This window comes from Streptomyces griseus (genome assembly GCF_900460065.1).
Taxonomy (GTDB): Bacteria; Actinomycetota; Actinomycetes; order Streptomycetales; family Streptomycetaceae; genus Streptomyces; species Streptomyces griseus.
The window spans coordinates 37,433-59,515 of record NZ_UAVD01000027.1 but is presented as its reverse complement, the minus strand read 5'-3'; the positions used below and the strand labels follow the sequence as shown (position 1 = coordinate 59,515).

Sequence of the window (22,083 nt, the reverse complement as noted above, 5' to 3'; positions counted from 1 at the left end):
CGAAAGCGGTCACCGGTTCGGCCGGTCCCCCGACCTGGCCGCCGCCGCCATCTCCTCCAGCCGCGCCAGCATCGGCATCGGGTCCACCCCCACCGTCCCCGGCAGGAAGTCAGCGATCCGTTCCGGGGTCCAGGCCCCCTCCCCGTACGCGGCCCGCAACTCCCGCGGCTGGGCCCAGACCGCGATCTTCGGGCCCGCGATCGTGTACACCTGCCCGGTGATCCGCTCGGCCCGGGCCCGCTCGCTGAGCAGGTAGACCACCAGGGCGGCCACGTCCTCCGGCTCCCCGATCTCCTTCAGCTCCATCGGCACCCCGGCCGACATCCGGGTCCGGGCGACCGGCGCGACGGCGTTCGCCGTGACCCCGTACTTGTGCAGGCCCAGCGCCGCGCTGCGGACCAGCGAGATGATCCCGCCCTTGGCCGCGCTGTAGTTGGCCTGGGAGACACTGCCCTGGTGGTTGCCGCTGGTGAAGCCGATCAGCGTGCCCCCGCCCTCCTGCTTCCGCATCACCGCCGAGGCGGCCCGGAAGACCGTGAACGTGCCCTTCAAGTGGGTGGCGAGGACCGGGTCCCACTCCTCCTCGGACATGTTGAACAGCATCCGCTCGCGGAGGATCCCGGCCACGCAGACCACTCCGTCGAGCCGGCCGTACTCCGCCAGCGCGGTGTCCACGATCCGCTGTCCGCCGGCCATCGTGGAGATGTCGTCCCCGACCGCGACCGCCGTGCCGCCCGCCGCCTCGATCTCCTTGACGACGGCCCTGGCGACCTCGCTGGTCGGTTCGGAGCCCTCGACGGAGACGCCGTAGTCGTTGACGACGACCCGCGCCCCCTGAGCCGCGGCGGCGAGCGCGACGGCCCGGCCGATGCCCCGGCCTGCCCCCGTCACGGCGACCACCCTGCCTGCCAAGAAGTTCCCCATGCCCGGCCCCTTCCCGCGGTTTCTGACGGACCGTTAGATTTTATGGGCAGTCCGATGCTCCGGCACAAGACCCAGGAGGTCCCCATGTCCCTGCCGGCCGAGTTCCACGAGATCGCGAAGCGCGTGAACAACTGGGGCCGCTGGGGCGGGGCCGACGAGATCGGGACCCTCAACCTGATCACCGACGCCGTCGTGCGCGAGGCGGTCGCCACCGTCCGCACCGGCCGCCGGATACCGCTCGCACTGCCGCTCCGGCAGGACGGGGTGCAGAGCGGACTCATCCCGGGCCGGATCAATCCACTGCACACGATGGTCCAGATCAACCAGGAGATCTTCGGCCCCGACACCGTCGCGACCAGCGACGACGCCGTCACGATGGGGCTCCAGGCCTCGACCCACTGGGACGCCCTGCCCCATGTCTCGCACAGCGGGAAGATCTACAACGGCCGCCCGGCGGACACGATCACCGCCCACGGCGGGGCCCGGTTCTCCTCGATCGCCACCGTGGAGCACCTCGTCTCGCGCGGGGTGCTGCTGGACGTGGCCCGCGCCCGGGGGACGGACCGGCTGCCCGGGGACCACGCCGTGACGCCGGACGACCTCACGGCGGCGGAGGACTTCGGGGGCGTACGCGTACGGGCCGGGGACATCGTGCTCGTACGGACCGGGCACATGCGCCTCGCGCTGGCCGGGGACCGGCAGGCGTACGGCTACCCGTCGCCGGGGCTCTCGGTGCGCACCCCCGAGTGGTTCCACGCCCGGGATGTCGCGGCCGTCGCCAACGACACCCTGACCTTCGAGATCTTCCCGCCGGAGATCGAGGACCTGTGGATGCCGGTGCACGCGCTGCATCTGGTCGAGATGGGCATGCCGCAGGGCCAGAACTGGAACCTGGAGGCGCTGTCCGAGGCCTGCGTGCAGGAGGGCCGGCACGCCTTCCTGCTCACCGCGTCACCGGAGCCGTTCACCGGGGCCACCGGCTCGCCGGTGGCCCCGGTGGCGATCCTGTGAACCGCCCGACCCCGCGAGAGGAGGGCGGGCCGGGGAGAGGGCGGGGGAGGAAGGAACGGGAAGCAGCAGGGCGGGCAGGGGGAAGGGAGGGGCCGAGCCGGGCGACCGGAACCCGGCGGGGTGGGGCACGCCGGGATCGGGGGGGGCGGAAGGCGGGCTCAGGCCAGGTTGGTGAAGAGGCAGGAGGGCGGTTCGCACACCTCGCCGCCGACGCCCGAGGGTGTCCGGGCCGGCCGCAGCGGGCCGCCCCGGTCGACCTCGCACCAGATCTGCTTCCCGGCGCCCTCCGGCAACCAGCCCCAGCGGTCCGCGAGGCCGTCCACCAGCTCCAGGCCCCGGCCGCCCGTGTCGTCGCCCTCCGCGTGCCGCTGGAGCGGCGGGCGGTCGCTGGCGTCCGCGACCTCGACCCGGACCGTCCCGGCCGCGCCGGACGCCCCGGACCCGCCGAAAAGCATCCGCAGCACCGCGGGACAGCCCGTGTGGACGACGGCGTTGGTGACCAGCTCCGAAATCAGCAGGATGAGCGTCTCGGCGAGAGGCTCGTCATCCCCGATCCCGGAACCGACCAGACGCGACCGCGCCCACCTACGGGCCCGCCCCACTTCCGCGGGATCCGGACCGACCTCCAGCTGAACCTGAAGCACCTGCACCGCTCACACCATCCGAACCGGCGGACACATCGCCTCGCGCCTCCTCAGGGTCACGGAACGTGATTCCCTTACGCGACAGCATGGTTGACGTACAGTCACCGCAACAAGCGCTTCGGGCATATTCCAGCGCGAAGGAGTACGCGTGGTGCATACTGTGCGACGCACGCTGCGGGACGTCGAACAGGAGCGCGCAGAGACCGCGAGAAACGCTCTTCGGGCAGGCCCGGCACATCTCCGACGAGAGCCCTCGCCCCGGACCGGGACCGCCGCACAGGCCGCCCCCGGATCGCCCGGTTCCAGAACCACTCGCATCCCACGGAGCGTACCCGAGCCGGACACCGACTCCACCCGGTGACGATTCGCACAAAGGACACAAGCCGGTCCCGACGCCCGACGGCTGCGCTGCGTCACCCTCCGGCCCCTGCTTCCGGGGCCCCTCCACCGGGCGCCGCCGAGCTGCCGAAACGCTTCGGCGCGGCCCCCAGACCGGCGGCCAGGAGCTCCTCCGCGGCGGCTCCGGCGAGCCGGGCCGCGGCCCGAAGCCAGGCCCGTTTCAGGTGGAGGTGAACATCTGCCTCCCAGGTGAAACCCATCCCGCCGTGGATCTGGAGGCAGTCGCGCGCGTTGCGCACGGCCGCCTCGTCGGCGAGGAGCTTGGCCGCCGCGATCTCCACCGGGTCGCTGGTCACGGCCGCCGCGTACACGGCGGCGCGGGCCGGTTCGGTGCGGGCGAGCATGTCGGCGCAGAGATGTTTGACCGCCTGGAACGATCCGACGGGCGATCCGAACTGCTGTCGGTCCCCGGCGTGTTGAACGGCGGTCTCGGTGGTACGGGTGGCGCTGCCGAGTTGTTCGGCAGCAGTGAGAAGCGCCCCCTCGTAGTGGAGTGCGCCGGAGTACGCCCGCGTGGGCGCCGTACGCCCCGCCACCCGGTGCAGCGGGGTGAGCGGGTCCATCGACCGTACGGGCCGGGCGGCGGCGACGAAGGCCCTCAGCGGCTCCCCGGCGAGGGCGTCGGCGCCCACCAGCACCGCGTCCGCCTCCGCCAGGTGGGCCACCGGCAGCTCCCCGTCCACGGCCGTGACCACCGCCCGGCCCTCGGCGGCCCCCTCCACCAGGCCCGCCGCCAGGTGCGTGGCCACCAGGGGGCCCGGCAGCAGGGCCCGGCCCGCCTCCTCGAACAGCAGGACCGCCTCGGGCAGACCGAGGCCCACCCCGCCCGCCTCCTCGGGCAGCCGGAGCGCGAAGAAGCCGGCCGCGCCGAGCTCCCGCCAGAGCGAGCGGTCCAGGGTCCCGCCCCGCTCCACCGCCGCCCGCAGCCGGTCCCGGCCGAACACCGCGCCGAGCAGGTCGCGCATACCGGACCGCAGGGCCCGCTGGTCGTCCGAGAGCTGGAAGTCCACGGTGGCCTCAGCGCCCCTTCGGCAGGCCGAGGATGCGCTCGGCGACGATGTTGCGCTGGATCTGCGAGGTGCCCGCGGCGATCGTGTACGAGAGGGAGGACAGCCGGTCCAGGACCCATTCCCGGTCCACGTCGAAGGCGTCCGCGCCCAGCACCTCCGCCGCCGCCTCGTAGAGCTCCTGGCGGACCCCGGAGTAGCGCAGCTTGAAGACCGAGCCGCCGACGCCGGGGACCCCGCCCGTGCGCTCCGACTCGCTCACGTTGGCCTGCGTGAGCCGCCACAGGGCCCGGAGCTCGGCGTTCAGCCGCCCGAGCCGCCGCCTCAGCACCGGGTCGTCCCAGCGCCCGGTGCGCCGGGCCTCGTCGGCCAGCGCGTCCAGGGTGCGGCGGCAGGCGACGACCTCGCCGACGAAGGCGGTGCCGCGTTCGAAGGAGAGGGTGACCATGGTGACCCGCCAGCCGTCGTTCTCGGCCCCGACCCGGTTGCGTACCGGAACGCGGACCTCGTCGAGGAAGACCTCCGCGAACTCCGTCGACCCGGCGAGCGTCCGCAGCGGCCGGACCGTGATCCCGGGGGCGTCCATCGGCATCGCGAGCCAGCTGATGCCCCGGTGCTTCGGCGCGTCCGGGTCGGTCCGCACCAGCAGTTCGCACCAGTCGGCGACCTCGGCGTGCGAGGTCCAGACCTTCTGCCCGGTGACCACGTAGTCGTCCCCGTCGCGCACCGCCCGCGTCCGCAGGGCGGCCAGGTCGGAGCCCGCGTCCGGCTCGCTGAACCCCTGGCACCAGATCGCGTCGCCGCGCAGCACCGGGGGCAGCCAGCGGGCCCGCTGTCCGGCCGTGCCCTCGGCGGCGATCGTCGGCCCGGCGTGCAGCAGCCCGACGAAGTTCGCCCCGACGTAGGGGGCGCCGGCCTTCTCCGTCTCCTCCAGGAAGATCAGGTGCTGCGTCGGGGTGGCCCCCTGCCCGCCCGCGTCCACCGGCCAGTGCAGACCCGCGTACCCGGCGTCGTACAGCATCCGCTGCCAGGCCGTGTCGTACGCCCGGCGTGCGGGCCAGTCGTCGGGCGAGGGCTTGGCGGGCAGGCCGGGGAGGACGGCGGCCAGCCACTCCCGCAGCCGGCCCCGGAACTCCTCCTCGGCCTCCGTGTACGCGAGGTCCACCGCCGCCCCCGCCTACTTGTCCAGGTCCAGGCCGAGCATCCGGATCGCGTTTCCGCGCATCAGTTTGTGGACGGTCTCCGCGTCCAGTCCCTTGACGTGGTCGAGGGCGACCTCCTTGGTGTGCGGGAAGGTCGAGTCCACGTGCGGGTAGTCGGTCTCGAAGGTGGCGTTGTCGCGGCCGACGACGTCGAGGGCGGAGATGCCGTGCTTGTCGCGGAAGAAGCAGCAGAACATCTGCCGGTAGTAGTACGTGGAGGGCGGTTCGGGGATCAGGTCGCGCACCCCGCCCCAGGCCCGGTGCTCCTCCCACACGTCGTCGGCGCGCTCCAGGGCGTACGGGATCCAGCCCATCTGACCCTCGCTGTAGGCGAGTTTGAGCGTCGGGAACTTCACCAGGACCCCGCTGAAGAGGAAGTCCATCATCGAGGCCATCGCGTTGTTGAAGGAGAGCGAGGCCTGCACGGCGGGCGGGGCGTCCGGGGAGGCGGCGGGCATCTGGGAGCTCGAGCCGATGTGCATGTTGACGACGGTGCCGGTCTCCTGGCAGACGGCGAAGAACGGGTCCCAGTAGCCGGTGTGGATGGAGGGGAGCCCGAGGTAGGTGGGGATCTCGGAGAAGGTGACCGCGCGGACGCCCCTCGCCGCGTTCCGCTTGACCTCCGCGACCGCGAGGCCGATGTCCCAGAGCGGGATGATGCAGAGCGGGATCAGCCGGCCGCCGCTGTCGCCGCACCACTCCTCGACCATCCAGTCGTTGTAGGCGCGCACACAGGCCAGGGCGACCTCCTTGTCGTGCGCCTCGGCGAAGGTCTGCCCGCAGAAGCGCGGGAAGGTCGGGAAGCAGAGGGAGGCCTCGACGTGGTTGAGGTCCATGTCCTTGAGGCGCTCGGCCGGATCCCAGCAGCCGGGCCGCATCTCGGCCCGGGTGATGCCCTCCAGCGTCATGTCGTCGCGGTCGAAGCCGACGGCGGCGATGTTCCGCTTGTACGGGAACCTCAGATCCTCGTAGATCCACCAGTCGGTGGGCGGCCCGTCCGGGTCCATCGTGATGACGTACTTCCCGCCCGTGTACGCCAGCTCCCCGATGCCCGCGGTGAGCGGCTGGGGTCCGCGCTCGCGGTACTTCGCGGGCAGCCAGGTGGAGAAGAGGTGTGCGGGCTCGATCACATGGTCGTCGACGCTGACGATCCGAGGCAGTTCCGTCATGGTGTCGTCCCCTCCGGCGCATCCGGCGCGGTCCCGGTTGCGGGCAGTCTCCGATGGCTTTCTGATGACCCGTCAGATTTGAGTGCGGGATTCAGGCTAGCCCCGCACCCCTGGACCGACAAGGCGCGGAGCCCTACGCTCTCGGCAATATCTGACGTGCCGTCAGTTCGGAGGGGACGCTGTGACCGCCGTGAACGACGTGACCGCGACCGCCCACGCCCTGGGCGCCTCCCGCACCTTCTGGGAGCTGATCGAACGCCGCGCCGCCCTCACCCCCGACCGCCCGGTCCTGCTCCAGGAGGACCGGCGCCTGACCTTCGGCGAGCTGCGGGACCGCGCCGAGCGGGTGGCCGCCGGGCTGTACGGGATGGGGGTGCGGGCCGGCAGCGTGGTGGCCTGGCAGTTGCCGACCCGGCTGGAGACGGCGCTGCTCTCCTTCGCCCTGACCCGGCTGGGGGCCGTGCAGACGCCGGTCATCCCGTTCTACCGGGACCGCGAGGTGCGGTTCGCGCTGCGCGAGTCGGGGGCCGCGTTCTTCGCGGTGCCGGGCGCCTGGCGCGGCTTCGACCACACCGCGATGGCCGAGCGGATCGCCGCCGGGCTCCCCGACCCGCCGCACGTCTTCGAGGCGTACGACGCCCTCCCCGACGGCGACCCGGCCGTGCTGCCGCCCCCGCCCGCCGCCGCGTCGGGCGAGGAGGTCCGCTGGATCTACTGGACCTCGGGCACCACCTCCGACCCCAAGGGCGTCCTGCACACCGACCGCTCCCTGATCGCGGGCGGCTCCTGCCTCGCCCACGCCCTGAGGCTCACCGCCGAGGACGTGGGCTCGATGGCCTTCCCGTACGCCCATGTCGCCGGGCCCGACTACACGGTGATGCTCCTGCTGTACGGGTTCCCGGCGGTGCTGTTCGAGCAGTTCGCGCTGCCGGACGCGCTGGCGGAGTACCGGCTCCACGGGGTGACCGTGGCGGGCGGCTCGACGGCGTTCTACGCGATGTTCCTGGCCGAGCAGCGCAAGGCCCCGGACCGGCCGCTCGTCCCGACCCTCCGGCTCCTCGCGGGCGGCGGGGCGCCGAAGCCGCCGGAGGTCTACCACGCGGTGGTGCGGGAGATGGGCGTCCAGCTCACCCACGGCTACGGCATGACCGAGGTCCCGATGATCACCATGGGCGCCCCGGACGACACACCGGAGCACCTGGCCCTGACCGAGGGACGCCCCCCGGAGGGCATGGAGATCCGGATCACCGACGAACACGGCGCGCCCCTCCCGTACGGCGCCGAGGGCGAGGTGCGGCTGCGCGGGGAGGCGGTCTGCCGGGGCTATCTGGACGCCGGGGCCTCCGCCGCCGCCTTCGACGCCGAGGGGTTCCTGATCACCGGGGACCTGGGACGGCTCCGGGAGAGCGGGCACCTCACGCTCACCGGCCGGCTGAAGGACATCATCATCCGCAAGGGCGAGAACATCTCCGCCAAGGAGATCGAGGACCTGCTCCACACCCACCCCGCCGTCGCCGACGCGGCGGTGATCGGACTGCCCGACCCGGAGCGCGGCGAACGCGTCTGCGCGGTGGTCGAACAGCCGCCGGGCGCGCCGCCCCTGACGCTCGCGGCGCTCTCCGCCCACCTGCGGGAGGCGGGCCTGTCCGTCCACAAGGTGCCCGAGCAGCTGGAGGTCCTCGACGCGCTGCCCCGCAACGAGACACTGCGCAAGGTGCTCAAGTACCGGCTGCGGGAGCGGTTCGGCGGGTGAGGCGGGCGTTCACGGGGGCGGGGTCGGCTGCGCGGCCACCCCCGTGACCGGCCCGGAACCCCTACGCGTCCGGCTCGATCACCGTGAAGTACACGGCGAACGCCGCCACCACATCGCTCTCCGCCACCAGCCCGTCCCGGTCCGTGTCCAGGCTCTGGGCGGCGACGCTCGCGATCTCGGCGCCGGCCCCGAGGACCCGGAGCGCACGCTCCACGTCCGCGACGGCCGCCCTGCCGTCGTTCCCGCTGTCCGCGACCGCGATGGCCGCCCGCAGGAACGGCCGGGCGATCTCGGCGAACCGCCCGGGATTGTCCCGGAGCCGCTTCACCGCCCCGCCGACGAACTCCTCCCGGTTGACCCGCTGGTCCCCGTCCACGTCGGCGATCCCCGCCATGCCCTGCCAGAAGGCCTCGGCACCGGTGTAGAGCGCCTGGCCCTTGTCGCAACGGGCCGTCGTACCGAACTCGGTGAGCAGACGGGCCGCTGCGGCGTTGAAATCGGCACGATCGATATAGCCGTTGCCGTCCTGGTCGAAGGCGGCGAAGCGGTGCGCGATCTTTCGCTCGTACTCTGCGCTGTCCATGCGGGGAGCGTACGACGCCGGGGGCGCTCACGTGTCACCGAGCGGCGCTTCCCGTGTGACAACCTCGCATCGGAGGCAGCCGCTTCAGGCGCTCAGCGGCCTGCACTCCCCGTCGGTGGCGGACCGGGCGTCCGGGTAGACGTCGAACAGCCTGCGCACCCCGAGCGCCCCGAGCACCTTGTTGACGTGCGAACCGTCCTCCGCGCCCCGGGCCGGGAGGACCAGCCGCAGCCGGCCGCCGCAGGACTTCATCAGCCGGCGCGAGGCGATCAGCACGCCGACGCCGCTGGAGTCGCAGAAGAACACCTCGGACAGGTCGAGCACCACATCGTGCTGCCCCTCCGCCACCGCCTCGTGGACGGACTGGCGCACGACGGGTGACGTCACCAGATCGAGTTCGCCGCTCATGCGCAGCACGGTCCAGGAGCCCTGCTCCGCCTCGTTCACCTTGAGCGTCACGCGACTGGACCTCTCGTTCCGGGGCTCCCGGCAATCCGGAAGTTTCCGTTCCTCCTCGCGGCTGCCCAACCGCACCTCCATGAAACACCGACGCGCCGACCGGCGCCCGGGAGATTTCCGGTGGAAAGGAGCACTTCGAGCCGTTTCCGCTGCTCAGAGGGGACATCGGGTGGGCAGCGGGCGGACGGCGAGGCATTCGGGCCGAAAATCGACTACCCTCGTCGGCCACGCGCCGCGAGAGGAGAGTTGCCGCAAAGGGGCGTGCGCCGCCCGCCCGGCGGACTACATTCGGTCCTCACGGGCACAGGGTGGATCACGGATTCGGGGCACAGGGCCGGGGGCTGGGGGCGTCATGGCGAAGGAGACAGCACCCCGCTGGGACCGCAGGATGCAGCAGAGACTGGCCTGCGGTGAGGCGGCGGCGCTCGGCGAGCTCTACGACCGGTTCGCCGCCCTCGTCCACAGCCAGGCGCACCGGATGCTCGACGACGAGGACGCCGCCGACCTGGTGACCCGCGAGGTCTTCGCCCAGGTCTGGGAGAACCCCGAGGCGTACGACCCGAAGCAGGGCTCGATGCGTTCCTGGGTGGCCCGCCTCACCCACCGCCAGTCCGTCCAGCGGCTGCGCCGCGCGGTGGCCTCCTCGTACGCGGCGGAGCACGGCGAGGACGCGGCGCCCGACCCGGAGGAGCTGGAGCGGCGGGTGCGCAGCGCCACGGCCGCCGCCCGCGCCGACTACATCGTCTCCTCGATGCCCGCACCGCTGCGGCAGGCCCTGGAGCTGGCGTACGTCCACCGCCGGGACTACCGGCAGACCGCCGCCGACCTCGGGGTGACCGAGGACGAGGCGCGCCGTCGGCTCCGGCTGGGGCTCCAGCTGCTCTCCACGGCCAACGCCCGCCCGCTCGAAGGGGCCTCGCCACCCGGTTACGGACGGGCCCGGTGAGCGGCGACGGACGCGCGAGCGAGGGAGGCGAGGAGGAGGTGCGCGGCGCCCGCCGGATACCGGGTCCGCGCGGGGCGGTGGACGACCTCGACCTGGAGTCGGTGCCGCGGCCTCTGCTCCCGCCGCCCGGACCGGCGGCCCCCGACGAGGCCGTGCCCGAGCAGTCCGCAGCGGAACCGCCCGGGCCGGCCGCCCCGGAGCGGGCCGGTCCCGAACCGTCCGGCCCCGAGGACTCCGGACCGGAGGACGCCGGACCGAGAGATCCCGGACCCGAGGACGCCGGACCGGAACAGGCCGACCCCGAGGACGCCGGACCGGCGCAGGCCGGACCGGCGCAGGCCGGACCGGCGCAGGCCGGACCGGAACAGCTCGCGCCGCACCCGTTCGCCCCGCACCCCGCCACCCCGGACCAGGCCACCCCGGAGCCGCTCATGACCTCCGCCCCGGGCACCGGCCTCTCCCACCGGGTCCTCCAGGCGCTCCTCGGCGCCTGGGCGCTGTCCGCCTGCTCGGCCGAGGAGACCGCCGCCGTCGAGGACCACCTCACCGAGTGCGCCCCGTGCGCCGACGAGGCGTTGCGGCTGCGGGACGCGGTGGGGCTGCTGCACACCGACGGCTCCCTGGATCTCGACCCGACGCTCCGGTCCCGGGTGATGGACGGCTGCCTGGGCCGCCGCCCGGCCCGGATCCCGGTGCCGGAGCACGCCGCCCCGTACGACGCGGAGACCGCCCGGCTCGACGCGCTGCTCCGGGACATCGGGGACTCCGAGTGGCACGCGCCGGTGCGCCTGCGGTGGTTCGAGGAGGAGCGCGAGGTCAGCCGCAGGACCACGGTCGCCGGGGTGATCGGCCATCTGACGGCGGTCGACGGGCTGCTGTCCGCCGCGCTCGGCCTCGACGACCCGCTCGGCCGCGGTGAGACGCCGCAGGACCCCATCGAGCGCACCGAGAGGTACTGGTCGGCGGCACAGCGGCCGCCCACCCGGACCGTCCGCGAACCCTGGCGGGCCCAGAGCCACGAGCTGATCCGCACGGCGTCCTTCGCCGGGCGGAACGTCGCCGAGGCCTCCGTCTCCTACGGGGCCTTCGCCCTGCCGCTCCAGGACGCGCTGCTGGACCGCGCCTTCGAGTGCTGGGTGCACGGCGGGGACATCGCCGACGCCGTCGACTACCCGTACCAGGCCCCGGCCGCGGCCCATCTGCACCGGATGATCGACCTGGCGGCCCGGCTGCTTCCGGCCGCCGTGGCGGGACGCCGCCGCGCCGGTCTGGCCGGACCCGCGAAGGAGCTCGTCACGGCCGGCGCCCCGGGCCGCTCGGTCCATCTGGAGATCGAGGGCCACGGCGGGGGAGACTGGTTCATCGCGCTGGACTCCCCGGCCGCCCTCGGCTCGCCCGAACGCGCGGTGGCGCAGGTGGCCCTGGACGGGGTCGAGTTCTGCCGGCTCGCCGCGGGCCACATCTCGCCGGTGGAAGCGGCGGCGGGCCAGGAGGGCGACCGCGAGGCCATCCGGGACGTGCTGTTCGCGACGGCTTCGCTGAGCCGGCTGTGACGGGCCTCCCCCGCCGCCGTCCGGAGGCCCGGGTCCACCGACGCGCCGCGGCTTCGTAGGCTTGCGCGGTGTCCTCCGACTCCGGCCCCACGGGCCCTTCCGAACCGCTGACGACCGACGCGGTGACGCGCATCGTGCTGCGGCCGATCGCCAGTCCGCTGCCGCTGGGCTTCTTCGCCCTGGGCATGGGCAGCACGGTCCTGTCCTCCCTCCAGCTCGGCTGGGTGCCGACCGCGCAGAGCGAGGTCCTGCTGCTCCTGGTCCTCATCTTCGTCGTCCCGCTCCAGCTCGTGGGCGGGATCTTCGCCTTCCTGGCCCGCGACGCCGGCGCCGGAACGGCGCTGCTGCTCCTCGGCGCCGCCTGGGCCGGGACGAGCGTGACGTCCCTGGACTCCCCGGCGGGTGAGCCGGTGGCGGCCCAGGCCGTCTTCCTGCTGGCGCTCGTCCCCTTCGTGCTCGCCCTCGCCGGGGCCTCCGCGCAGTCCAAGCCCTTGTTCGCCGTGCTGCTCGCGCTCACGGCGACGCGTTTCGCCCTGACGGGCCTGTACGAGGCGGGGCTCGGCAACGCGCTCCAGGTCGCGGCGGGCTGGACCGGCCTCGGCATCGGGGTCTTCGCGCTCTACGGCGGGCTGGCCCTGCTCGTGGAGGACACCAGGCAGCGCACCGTGCTGCCGCTCTTCCGCCGCGGCAAGGCGCGCGAATCCATCGAGGGCGACCTGCGCGAACAGCTCACCGAGGCCCAGCAGGAGGCGGGAGTCCGCCACCAGCTGTGAGCCCGGCGGCGGCCGTCCGGCGCGGTGCCACCGGCCCGCAGGGCCGCCCTTCGGGCGACGACGGCAGTTTGACGACCGGACCTAGGCGAAGATCACCGTACGGCGGCCGTTGAGCAGGATGCGCCGCTCCGCGTGCCACTTCACCGCACGCGCCAGCGCCCGGCACTCCACGTCGCGGCCGATGGCGACCAGTTGGTCCGGCGTCACGTCGTGGCCGACGCGCTCGACCTCCTGCTCGATGATCGGGCCCTCGTCGAGGTCGGCGGTGACGTAGTGCGCGGTCGCGCCGATCAGCTTCACCCCGCGCGCGTGCGCCTGGTGGTAGGGCTTGGCGCCCTTGAAGCTCGGCAGGAACGAGTGGTGGATGTTGATGATCCGGCCGCTCAGCTGCTTGCACAGGTCGTCGGAAAGGACCTGCATGTAGCGGGCGAGGACGACCAGCTCGACGTTCTCCTCGCGGACCAGCTCCAGCAGCGCCGCCTCCGCCTCCGGCTTGTTGTCCTTGGTCACCGGAAGGTGCCGGAAGGGGATGCCGTACGAGGCGGTGAGCTCGGCGAAGTCCGTGTGGTTGGAGACGACGGCCGCGATCTCGACCGGCAGCGCCCCGGTGCGGGAGCGGAACAGCAGGTCGTTGAGGCAGTGGCCGAACTTGCTGACCATCAGGACGATCCGCATGCGCTCCGCGGACCGGTGGATCTGCCACTCCATCCGGAAGGCCTCCCCGATCGCGGCGAAGCTGGCGCGGAGCTTGTCCACCGTCACGGTGGCGTCGGCCGAGAAGTGGACGCGCATGAAGAACAGACCCGTGTCGTGGTCCCCGAACTGCTGACTGTCCTCGATGTTGCAGCCGGTCATGAAGAGGTAGCTCGACACGGCGTGCACGATGCCCTGTTTGTCGGGGCAGGAGAGCGTGAGGACGTACTGCTCGGTCGCGGCGGCGTCCGAGACGGCGGAGGGGGCGGGCTGCGGCGCGGTCATCCCCGTAGGGTGCCACACCCGCCCGGGGTCAGGCCGTTCTGGTCATGATGCGGATGACGTCCAGCGAGCGCGGCGGAATGTCCGGATCCTCCGCGTCGTTGGTGGCGAGCATCACATGGGCCTCGCGGGCCGCGTGGACGGCCTCGGGCCAGCCGTGGTGCTCCAGATAGGCGGAGACGGGGGCGTCCGCGCCGACCTGGTGCATGATCCGCAGCACGCGCAGGGCTGCGGCGTCCACGGCCGCGGCCTCGGCGGAGTCCCTGAATATGGTGCCGACGTACTTCTCGGCCGACCAGTTGTCGAGCCAGGTGTCCTCGACCAGGCGGTACACGGCGTCGGTGACGTCCCCGTACCCCTCCCGGCCGGTGAGCCAGCACTCGTGGTGGAAGACGGGGTCGGAGAGCATGTGCAGCGCCGAGCGCACGTTGGTGCGCCAGCGCCACCACGGCATGTCAGTGAGCGGCATGCCGCCCATGGTGGAGGAGCGACGGCCGCGACGGGAAGAGTTCTCCGAACCTTGCTGCACGGTCGTCGATCGTACGTTCCTTCACCGCGCCCCCGCACGGGCCCCCGCAATTCACCTGGAGGTCACCGTGCGTTGAGAACGGCACACCGCGCCGTTACCCGTCGCCCGGAAGAGTCCTGATTCATGACCGGACGGCGACGCCCCACCTTTCCCCGCCCCTTCCCCGGCGTCATCGGCGCGGCGGCGGCGGGCGCGGTGCTGCTGTCCGGCTGCGGTGTGCTCCCTGGGGCCTCGGGGGGGTCCAGGGAGCCCGTCACCGTGATGACGTGGGCGCCCGACCGGTCGGAGGACATCAACGCGGTGAAGATGGCCGGGGTGCCCGCGATGGCGCAGACGTACGCCCGCTGGGTCAACGACACCGGCGGCATCGACGGGCGCGAACTGAAGGTGCTCGTCTGCGACGAGGCCGACACCCCGCTCGGCGCCGAGCGGTGCGCGCGGGAGGCCGTCGAGAAGAAGGTGGCCGCCGTCGTCGGCTCGTACAGCCGCCACGGCCAGAGCTTCATGCCGGCGCTGGAGGCGGGCGGCGTCCCGTACATCGGCGGCTACGGCGCCTCCACGGAGGAGTTCAGCAGCTACCTCTCGTACCCCGTCAACGGCGGCCAGCCCGCGCTGCTGGCCGGGCACGGACAGCAGTTGGGCCGCAGTTGCGAGCGGGTCTCGCTGGTGCGGCCCGACTCGATCGGCGGCGACGGCATGCCGCCGCTCCTGAACAACGGGCTGATGGCCGCCGACCGGCCCGCCTCCACCGACATCCTGGCCCCGCTGGACGCCACGTCCTACGACGAACAGGCCGCGCGGGCGCTGGAGCGGTCCGACGGCGGCTGTGTGACGGCGGTCCTCGGCGCCCGTACGGAGACCTTCTTCGACTCCTTCCGCCGGCTGGAGCCGGACGGCGAGCAGGTCAGGATCTCCTCCGTGCTGGGCAGCGTCAGCCAGCCGCTCATCGACCGCACGGGCGGCCCGAACAGCCCCTTCGAGGGCGCGTACGTCACCGGCTGGTACCCGGACGCGAGGAACGCGCGCTGGAAGGAGATGCGGGAGGTGATCGGTGAGTACGCCTTCGGGGACAACCGCATCGACCCGGACGACACCGCCGTGCAGACGACCTGGATCGCGTACACGGCGCTGCGGGCCGCCGTCCGGACGATCGACGACGGGAAGGTCACGCCGGGCCGGGTCGTGGCCGCGCTCAACGGGGGCGTCGAGGTCGACACCGGTGGGCTGACCCCGACGCTCCGCTGGCGCTTCGAGGACCTCGTCGGCACGTTGAGCTACCCGCGCATCGTCAACACGAAGGTGACGTTCCAGGTGGTCCGCGAGGGCCGTCTCACCGCCCAGAGGAAGGGCTTCGTGGACGTCGCGGACGCCCTGACGGACGCCCCGCGCAACTGAGGCCCGCGTGGGCCTCCAGGACGCCCGTCGGGGCCCGGGGCTCAGAGCTCGACGTACGTGTGCTCGGTCAGTCCGTACTTCGCCGCGATCGTGTTCCACAGCTTGGACGCCTCGCGCTTGGCCTGGGTGGCCACTCCGCTCTGCTGGTTGGCCCTGGCCGTCTCGTTCGTGGACCGGGCCTGGCCGCCCTTGCAGACGGACTTGTTCTTCTTGGCCTGCCGCGCCCAGGCCGCGTAGTGGTCGTCGGCCGCCGCCGAGGCCTTCCACGCCCGGTTGAGCGAGGCGGTCAGCTCCGCGTTCCGCGGGAGCTTGTCCACGGTCAGTCCGTCGAGCCTGGTCACCAGCGAGCGGCGCTGCTGGGCGGCGCCCTTGAGGTCGGCGTCGGCCTGGTCCAGGTCCTTGCAGGACTTGATCTTCTCGACCGCGCTGATGACCGCGGCCCGGCTGCTGTTGCTGTCGGCCAGCAGCTTGTCCAGCGCCTCGGCCTGCGGCTTCGCCGGGTCGGGCGCCGCCTCGGTGGTGGGCTCCGTGGCCGGCGAACTCTGCGAGGCGACCGGCTGCTTGTCGTCCTTGCCGGAGTCGTCGCCGCCGCTCAGCAGCGCGCCCGCGCCGAGTCCGATGACGGCACAGCCCACGACGACCGCGGCGATCAGCGGAATGTGCGCGGACCGCCGGCGCGGGGCGTCGCCGCTCGGCGGCGGGGCCGCCCCGTCCTGCTCCGCGCGGCCCTGGAAGCCCTGGAGGCCGGACTGGTAGCCCCCGGGCGCCTGCGGCGGCAACGGGCCGCCCTGGGGCTGCCGCTGAGACGTGTGGGACTGCTGGGGCTGGTAGCCCTGCTGCTGGTACGGGGAGGGGGACTGCGGGCCCGCGTCGAACTGCGGCATCTGCTGGGTGGCGCCCGCGGGTTCCTCGGAACGGAACAGGTTGTCGAACTCCGCGGGCGGCTGCCGGTCCCCCGGCGCGCCCGGCCTGATCCCGTACGGGGCCCCTCCGGGCACCGGGGGTATGTACTGGGTCGCGTCGGCGTCCCCGCCGCCCTGCGGGGCCGCGGGCCCCACGGGGCCGGGACCGCCCGGGACGGGCGCGATGTACTGCGTGGCGTCCGCGTCACCGCCGGGAACGCCCGGCCCGCCCTGAACACCCTGCCCCGCCTCCGGCGGCAGCGGCTGCGCGTACGGCTGGGGCTGGGGCTGCTGGTGCTGCTGGTGGTACTGCTGCGGCGGGTAGAGGTCGGCCTGCTGCGGCTGGTAGGGACCGGCCTGCTGGGGCTGCTGATAGGCACCCGGCTGCTGGGGCTGCTGATACGCCCCGGGCTGCTGGTACGCCTCCGGGCCCGGCGACTGCTGTGCGGGCGGCAGGGGCTGCGCGGGCGGCAGAGGCTGCGCGGGCGGGTAGCCGTAGCCGCCGTCCGGCTGCTGCTGCGGTCCCGGCGGCCCCCACTGCCCGCCCCACGGCTGACCGCCCGCGGGCGCCGCCTGCTCGCCCTGCTGCCCGCCCTGCCCGGCCCCGGTCGCCCCCGGGGTCCAGGGTGCTCCGCCGTCGGCAGGCAGCACGACACCCTCGTGCGCGGGTCGTGCGGCGGGGAGCCCGTGCTCGCCGCCCTGTCCGCTCTGCGTCACCAGGACTCCTACGTGTGAACCTACGGAACCGTCGGCTCACGCTATCGGGTGGTCGCCCGCCTCCGCCAAGCGCGTGGTGCCCCTCACGCCCCCTTCACAGGCCCGGTAACACCCCGCGGCCCCGCGACGCTGTTAACGGCCGGACCGCCACGCACACGGCCCGGACCGCATCGGCGACCAGGTGTCCTCAAGCCGCCTGGAGCTCCAGCCGCTCGCCGAACTCCCGCACCGCGGGCTCCTCCCCGTAGGGCGTGAGCCGCTGCTGGAGGTCGTCGAGATACTCGGCGCCCCGGCTGGAGCGCACCGTCGACAGCAGCTCCATCGCCCGGGTCCCCGTGTGGCACGCCCGCTCCACCTCGCGCTGCTGCACCTGGGCCGAGGCCAGCAGCACCAGGGCGATGCCGCGGCGCCTGGCCCGGGTCTCCGGCAGCGCGGCCAGCGCCTCCTTCGCCCGCCGGGCCGCCTGTTCCGGCTGCCCCAGGTCCCGGTGGCAGTGGGCCAGTTCGTCCGCGAGGTAGCCCGCGTCGAAGTGCGCGATCCAGACCGGGTCGTCGCCCGACTCCGGTCCCGCCTGCTCCAGCGCGGCGACCGCACGCCCCGACACCGCGTGGCAGGTCCTGGCGTCCCCGAGCAGCGCGTGCCCCCGGGCCTCCGCCGCGTAGAACATCGCCTGGGCACGGGGGGTGACCTGTCCGCGGGCCCCCTCCTGGGCGGCGCGGGCCAGTTGGGCGATCTCGCGGGGGTTGCCGAGCTGGGCGGCGAGATGGCTCATCGAGGCGGCGAGCACATAGCCGCCGTACGCCCGGTCGCCCGCCGCCTGCGCGAGCCGCAGCGCCTGGATGTAGTAGCGCTGGGCGAGCCCGGGCTGGCCGGTGTCGACCGCCATGTAGCCGCCGAGCTCGGCGAGCCGGGCCACCGCGCCGAACAACTGTCGCCCCACCTGTTCGCGGTACGCCCCCGAAAGCAGGCCGGAGACCACGCTGTTGAGGTAGTGCACGAGCACCGGCCGCACATGGCCGCTGCCGAAGCGGTGGTCGAGGTCGGTCAGCGCGGCGGTCATCGCCCGCACCGCCTCCACGTCGGACATCCCGACCCGGGCCCCCGCCGTCCGCTCGACCTGCGCGTCCGGGCCCGAGATCAGCCAGTCCCGGCTGGGCTCGACCAGTGCGGACGCGGCGACCGCCGAGCCGGTGAGCAGATCGCGGCGGCCCACGTCGCTGCGCCACAGCTCGCAGACCTGCTCGACGGCCCCGGCGACGGTCGGCGCGTACTGGAGGCCGACGCCCGAGGCCAGGTTCTTGCCGTTGGCCATGCCGATCTCGTCGATCGTGACCGTACGGCCGAGCTTGCGGCCGAGCGCCTCGGCGATGATGCCCGGGGCCCGGCCCCGGGGCTGCTGTCCGCGCAGCCAACGGGCGACGGAGGTCTTGTCGTAGCGCAGGTCGAGACCCCGCTCGGCCCCGACCATGTTGACGCGGCGCGCGAGGCCCGCGTTGGAACAGGCGGCTTCCTGGATGAGCGCCTGGAGCCGCTCGTTGGGCTGGCGGGCTACGAGAGGCCTTGCAGCCATATGTCCCCCTGAAATATCGGTTATGTGCAGTGATCGGTGGAAGGGATCACTGCCCGTCACATACTCAAGAAATGCGCATATTCCATCGGCATTCGGTACGGGCGTGGCGCGTTGCACCGTCGCGGAGGTCCGGAAGCGGCCCTGGGCGGCGGTCCTGGAGGTGGTTACCCGCCCTTCGGTGCGACACCGCACGCGCGCCCCCGCTCGTGCACCGATGCGCCCCGCGTGCGGGATCGATGCGCCGGTCCCCGGTCCGGTGAGGCCGTAACCCCAGGTGACGGCGGTAGTTGTGCTGGGCGTGGAAGATCCCATCGGAGTCACGGAAGCCGCACAGGTCCCTCAGCAGCGGGGCGAGCAGTCGCTCGACGCCGCGGTGCGGTACGCGGAAGAGCGTCACTGGGACGTGTTCCCCGGCACCTGGCTGGAGGCGGTGGGCGGCGACGAGCGGTGTTCGTGCGGCGACGCCGGCTGCGCCCTGCCGGGGGCCCACGCGGACCGGCCCGACTGGGCGGGCGGGGCGACCGGCAGCGGGGCCGCCGCCCGGCGCATGTGGAGCAGGCGGCCCCGCGCCTCGGTGCTGCTGCCGACCGGACGGACCTTCGACGCCTTGGAGGTCCCGGAGTCCGCGGGGTTCCTGGCGCTGGCCCGGATGGAGCGGATGGCCCTGACGCTGGGCCCGGTCACCCGCACCCCCGACCGCCGGATGCTGTTCTTCGTGCTGCCGGGCGCCGCCGCCAAGTCCTCCGAGCTGGTGCGCCGGCTCGGCTGGGACGCCGGGGCGATCGACCTGACCGGCCGCGGCGAGGGCCACTACATCGCCGCCCCGCCCACCCGGGTCGGCGCCCGGGGGGCCGTGCAGTGGGCCCGGAAGCCCACTCACGCCAACCGCTGGCTGCCCGAGGTGGACGAGCTGATCAGCCCGCTGGCGTACGCCTGCGCACGGGAGGCGGCCGACGCCCGCACGCGCGTTCCGTAGCCGCCCGGCCGACGTCTCCCGGGGCTCCGGCGAGGCCTTTCGTAGGGTGGTCCCCATCTATGGGGATATCGAAAGGCTGTGCCATGCCGGACCGGGCAGATGCACGTACGGAGACGGACGCGACGGAAGACGCGGCGGCGGGCGCGTCGGCGGGTGGCGCCGGGGAGACGCGGACCGCCGTCCGCGTCCAGGGGCTGTGGAAGCGGTTCGGGGACCAGGTCGCCGTCGCGGGGATCGATCTGGAGCTGCCCGCGGGGAAGTTCGTCGGCCTGGTGGGGCCCAACGGGGCGGGCAAGACGACGACGCTCTCGATGGTCACCGGGCTGCTGCGGCCGGACATGGGGAGGATCGAGGTCGCGGGCCACGACGTGTGGACGGATCCGGTCGAGGTGAAGTCCCGGATCGGGGTGCTGCCGGAGGGACTGCGGCTGTTCGAGCGGCTCTCGGGCCGTGAACTGCTCGCCTACAACGGGCGGTTGCGCGGGCTGCCGGGGGACGAGGTGGACAAGCGGGCCACCCAGTTGCTGGACGTACTGGATCTCGCGGGCTCGCAGCACAAGCTGGTCGTCGACTACTCGACCGGCATGCGGAAGAAGATCGGGCTCGCCGCCGCCCTGCTCCACAACCCCGAAGTCCTCTTCCTGGACGAACCGTTCGAAGGCGTCGACCCGGTCTCGGCGCAGACCATCCGCGGGGTGCTGGAGCGCTACACCCGGTCCGGGGCGACCGTGGTCTTCTCCAGCCATGTGATGGAGCTGGTCGAGTCGCTGTGCGACTGGGTCGCCGTGATGGCGGCGGGCCGGATCAAGGCGCGGGGCACGCTGGCCGAGGTGCGCGGTGACGCCCCCTCGCTGCAGAGCGCCTTCCTCGAACTGGTCGGCGCGGGCGGCCGGGACGCCGGCGACTCCCTCGACTGGCTGGGCGGCTCCCGATGAGCGTGCTGGACGCCCCGGTCGCCTCGGCCGCCCCAGCGGCGCCGACGACGGGCCTGACCCCGATCTTCGTCCGGCTCAAGCTCACGCTGCTGCGCAACGGACTGCGGCAGTCCTCCGGGCGCAGGGCCGTGTTCATCGTCTCCCTGGTCTTCACCCTGCTGCTCGCCGCGGGCCAGGTGCTCGGCCTGGTGCTGTTGCGCGGCAACGCGGACGCGGGCACGGTCGTGGTGCTCCTGACCGGTGTCGTGGCGCTCGGCTGGGCGGTGCTGCCGCTGTTCTTCCCGAGCGGCGACGACACCCTCGACCCGACCCGGCTGGCCATGCTGCCGCTGCGGCCGGAGCCGCTGATCCGGGCCCTGCTGGTGTCCTCGATGATCGGCATCGGCCCGCTGTTCACCCTGTGCCTGGTGGTCGGCTCGGCCATCGCGCTGGCGCACGGGGCGGCGGGCGTGGTGTTCGCGGGGCTCGCGGTCCCGCTGACGATGCTGCTCTGCGTGGCCCTGTCCCGGGCGGTGGCCACGGCCAACGTCCGGCTGCTGAACTCCCGCAAGGGCCGTGACCTCGCGGTGCTCAGCGGGCTGGTGATCGCGGTGGGCATCCAGTTCGTCAACTTCGGCGCCCAGCGGCTCGGCCGGGCCGGCGGGCTGTCGACCCTGGAGCCGGCGGGCGACGTGGTCCGCTGGCTGCCCGGCGCCTCCGCCGTGGCGTCGGTGGACGCGGCCTCGGACGGTGCGTACGGGACCGCCGTCGCCCAGCTCCTCGTCACGGTGACGGCCCTGGCGGCGCTGATGTGGCTGTGGCAGCGGACCCTGGTGAGGCTGATGACCGCGCCGGACGGCTCGACGCTGGCGGCGGCGGAGCCGACCCGCGAGAAGGCGTCCGGCCGCGGCGGGCTCGCGGCGCTGCTGCCGGAGGGCCGTACGGCGACGGTGATGCAGCGCAGCCTGCGGTACGTGGCCCGGGACCCGAAGACCAAGGCGGCCTGGGTGACGGCGCTGGCGGTCGGGGCGATCGTGCCGCTGCTCAACGCGGTCCAGGGCACCGGTTCGGTCTATTTCGCGTGCTTCGCCGCCGGGATGCTCGGCATGCAGATGTACAACCAGTTCGGCCAGGACACCTCGGCCTTCTGGATGGTGGCGCTGACGATCTCCTCGCCCCGGGACGCGTACGTCGAACTGCGGGCGCGGGCGTACGTCCTGCTGCTGCTCACCCTGCCGTTCACGCTGCTGGTGTGCGCGGTGACGGCGGCGCTGATCGGTGACTGGCGGTCGCTGCCGGGGGCGCTCGGCCTCTCCTTCGCGCTGCTGGGCTCGATGCTGGCGACGGGCGCGGTGGCCTCGGCGCTGTTCCCGTACTCGATTCCGCAGGAGGGCGCGTTCAAGAACGTGGTGCCGGGGCAGGGCGGGCTGGCCTGGATCTCGATCCTCGGCGGCATGGTGGCCGCCGGGCTGCTGGCGGCTCCGGTGATCGTGCCGACCGTCTGGATGCACGTCACGGACCGCCACGACGCGCTGTGGCTGATGGTGCCGGGAGGGCTCGTCTACGGGACGCTCGTCGGGTGGGCGGGGCTGCGGATCGCCGCGCGGCGCACGGCGGCCCGGCTGCCGGAGATCCTGGCGGCGGTCAGCAAGGGCTGAGGGCCGGGGCCGGGGCCGCGGACC

The 22,083-nt window shown here is 73.4% G+C and carries 20 protein-coding genes; 9 read left to right on the top strand and 11 right to left on the bottom strand.

What is annotated here, in order from left to right; all coding sequences use genetic code 11:
- Nucleotides 1-9: 9 nt before the first annotated feature.
- The gene (locus DTB53_RS16000) at nucleotides 10-924 is read right to left on the bottom strand and encodes an SDR family oxidoreductase (protein ID WP_012379610.1); all 915 of its coding nucleotides are present in this window, start codon (nucleotides 922-924) and stop codon (nucleotides 10-12) included.
- Nucleotides 925-1,008: 84 nt separating this feature from the next.
- Between DTB53_RS16000 and DTB53_RS15995 the strand changes: the two genes are divergently transcribed.
- Nucleotides 1,009-1,935, top strand: a complete 927-nt coding sequence (locus tag DTB53_RS15995) for a cyclase family protein (RefSeq protein WP_012379611.1) — start codon at nucleotides 1,009-1,011, stop codon at nucleotides 1,933-1,935.
- Between the two features lie 158 nt (nucleotides 1,936-2,093).
- Here the strand turns inward: DTB53_RS15995 and DTB53_RS15990 are convergent, their stop codons facing one another.
- The 4 genes from DTB53_RS15990 to DTB53_RS15975 form a co-directional block, all read right to left on the bottom strand.
- Nucleotides 2,094-2,585, bottom strand: a complete 492-nt coding sequence (locus DTB53_RS15990) for an ATP-binding protein (protein WP_012379612.1) — start codon at nucleotides 2,583-2,585, stop codon at nucleotides 2,094-2,096.
- A gap of 407 nt (nucleotides 2,586-2,992) precedes the next feature.
- Entirely contained in the window at nucleotides 2,993-3,988 is a 996-nt protein-coding gene (locus DTB53_RS15985; RefSeq protein ID WP_012379613.1) for an acyl-CoA dehydrogenase family protein, read from the bottom strand.
- 7 nt (nucleotides 3,989-3,995) lie between these two features.
- Nucleotides 3,996-5,150 (bottom strand): acyl-CoA dehydrogenase family protein, encoded by a 1,155-nt coding sequence (locus tag DTB53_RS15980; protein WP_012379614.1) that lies wholly within the window; start codon nucleotides 5,148-5,150, stop codon nucleotides 3,996-3,998.
- A 12-nt stretch (nucleotides 5,151-5,162) separates the two neighbouring features.
- On the bottom strand, nucleotides 5,163-6,356 hold the full coding sequence (locus tag DTB53_RS15975) for an amidohydrolase family protein (RefSeq protein ID WP_012379615.1): 1,194 nt from the start codon (nucleotides 6,354-6,356) through the stop codon (nucleotides 5,163-5,165).
- A gap of 181 nt (nucleotides 6,357-6,537) precedes the next feature.
- On the opposite strand from DTB53_RS15975, the gene DTB53_RS15970 reads away from it, so the two are divergent.
- Entirely contained in the window at nucleotides 6,538-8,109 is a 1,572-nt protein-coding gene (locus tag DTB53_RS15970; protein ID WP_012379616.1) for a class I adenylate-forming enzyme family protein, read from the top strand.
- Between the two features lie 61 nt (nucleotides 8,110-8,170).
- Here the strand turns inward: DTB53_RS15970 and DTB53_RS15965 are convergent, their stop codons facing one another.
- Entirely contained in the window at nucleotides 8,171-8,692 is a 522-nt protein-coding gene (locus DTB53_RS15965) for an EF-hand domain-containing protein (RefSeq protein WP_003967158.1), read from the bottom strand.
- An 84-nt stretch (nucleotides 8,693-8,776) separates the two neighbouring features.
- Nucleotides 8,777-9,151 (bottom strand): STAS domain-containing protein, encoded by a 375-nt coding sequence (locus DTB53_RS15960; protein ID WP_003967159.1) that lies wholly within the window; start codon nucleotides 9,149-9,151, stop codon nucleotides 8,777-8,779.
- 352 nt (nucleotides 9,152-9,503) lie between these two features.
- Here DTB53_RS15960 and DTB53_RS15955 point away from each other — a divergent pair, with 352 nt between their 5' ends.
- From DTB53_RS15955 to DTB53_RS15945, 3 genes are all read left to right on the top strand, one after another.
- Nucleotides 9,504-10,097 (top strand): RNA polymerase sigma factor, encoded by a 594-nt coding sequence (locus DTB53_RS15955; RefSeq protein WP_003967160.1) that lies wholly within the window; start codon nucleotides 9,504-9,506, stop codon nucleotides 10,095-10,097.
- A complete protein-coding gene (locus DTB53_RS15950) occupies nucleotides 10,094-11,650 on the top strand; it encodes a zf-HC2 domain-containing protein (RefSeq protein WP_042496448.1) in 1,557 nt (518 codons plus the stop codon). The genes DTB53_RS15955 and DTB53_RS15950 overlap by 4 nt, the downstream gene beginning before the upstream one ends.
- A gap of 68 nt (nucleotides 11,651-11,718) precedes the next feature.
- Nucleotides 11,719-12,423 (top strand): GPR1/FUN34/YaaH family transporter, encoded by a 705-nt coding sequence (locus DTB53_RS15945; RefSeq protein WP_003967162.1) that lies wholly within the window; start codon nucleotides 11,719-11,721, stop codon nucleotides 12,421-12,423.
- A gap of 81 nt (nucleotides 12,424-12,504) precedes the next feature.
- Here DTB53_RS15945 and purU read toward each other — a convergent pair whose 3' ends face one another.
- Nucleotides 12,505-13,401: a formyltetrahydrofolate deformylase gene (purU, locus tag DTB53_RS15940; protein WP_012379620.1), complete on the bottom strand. Its 897-nt coding sequence runs from the start codon at nucleotides 13,399-13,401 to the stop codon at nucleotides 12,505-12,507.
- A 28-nt stretch (nucleotides 13,402-13,429) separates the two neighbouring features.
- Nucleotides 13,430-13,876: an SCO4402 family protein gene (locus tag DTB53_RS15935; protein ID WP_003967164.1), complete on the bottom strand. Its 447-nt coding sequence runs from the start codon at nucleotides 13,874-13,876 to the stop codon at nucleotides 13,430-13,432.
- Nucleotides 13,877-14,050: 174 nt separating this feature from the next.
- Between DTB53_RS15935 and DTB53_RS15930 the strand changes: the two genes are divergently transcribed.
- A complete protein-coding gene (locus DTB53_RS15930; protein WP_003967165.1) occupies nucleotides 14,051-15,322 on the top strand; it encodes an ABC transporter substrate-binding protein in 1,272 nt (423 codons plus the stop codon).
- A gap of 41 nt (nucleotides 15,323-15,363) precedes the next feature.
- Here DTB53_RS15930 and DTB53_RS15925 read toward each other — a convergent pair whose 3' ends face one another.
- Together DTB53_RS15925 and DTB53_RS15920 are read right to left on the bottom strand one after the other, a co-directional pair.
- Nucleotides 15,364-16,941, bottom strand: coding sequence for a hypothetical protein (locus DTB53_RS15925; protein ID WP_012379621.1), 1,578 nt, complete (start codon nucleotides 16,939-16,941; stop codon nucleotides 15,364-15,366).
- Nucleotides 16,942-17,128: 187 nt separating this feature from the next.
- Nucleotides 17,129-18,511, bottom strand: coding sequence for an NsdA family TPR-like regulatory protein (locus DTB53_RS15920; protein ID WP_003967167.1), 1,383 nt, complete (start codon nucleotides 18,509-18,511; stop codon nucleotides 17,129-17,131).
- 289 nt (nucleotides 18,512-18,800) lie between these two features.
- Between DTB53_RS15920 and DTB53_RS15915 the strand changes: the two genes are divergently transcribed.
- The 3 genes from DTB53_RS15915 to DTB53_RS15905 all read left to right on the top strand — a co-directional run bounded on the left by DTB53_RS15915 (nucleotide 18,801) and on the right by DTB53_RS15905 (nucleotide 22,059).
- Entirely contained in the window at nucleotides 18,801-19,487 is a 687-nt protein-coding gene (locus tag DTB53_RS15915) for a bifunctional DNA primase/polymerase (protein WP_030702209.1), read from the top strand.
- A gap of 83 nt (nucleotides 19,488-19,570) precedes the next feature.
- Nucleotides 19,571-20,422 (top strand): ABC transporter ATP-binding protein, encoded by an 852-nt coding sequence (locus DTB53_RS15910; RefSeq protein ID WP_012379623.1) that lies wholly within the window; start codon nucleotides 19,571-19,573, stop codon nucleotides 20,420-20,422.
- A complete protein-coding gene (locus DTB53_RS15905) occupies nucleotides 20,419-22,059 on the top strand; it encodes a hypothetical protein (protein ID WP_012379624.1) in 1,641 nt (546 codons plus the stop codon). Before DTB53_RS15910 ends, DTB53_RS15905 begins: the two co-directional genes overlap by 4 nt.
- The last annotated feature ends 24 nt before the right edge of the window (nucleotides 22,060-22,083 follow it).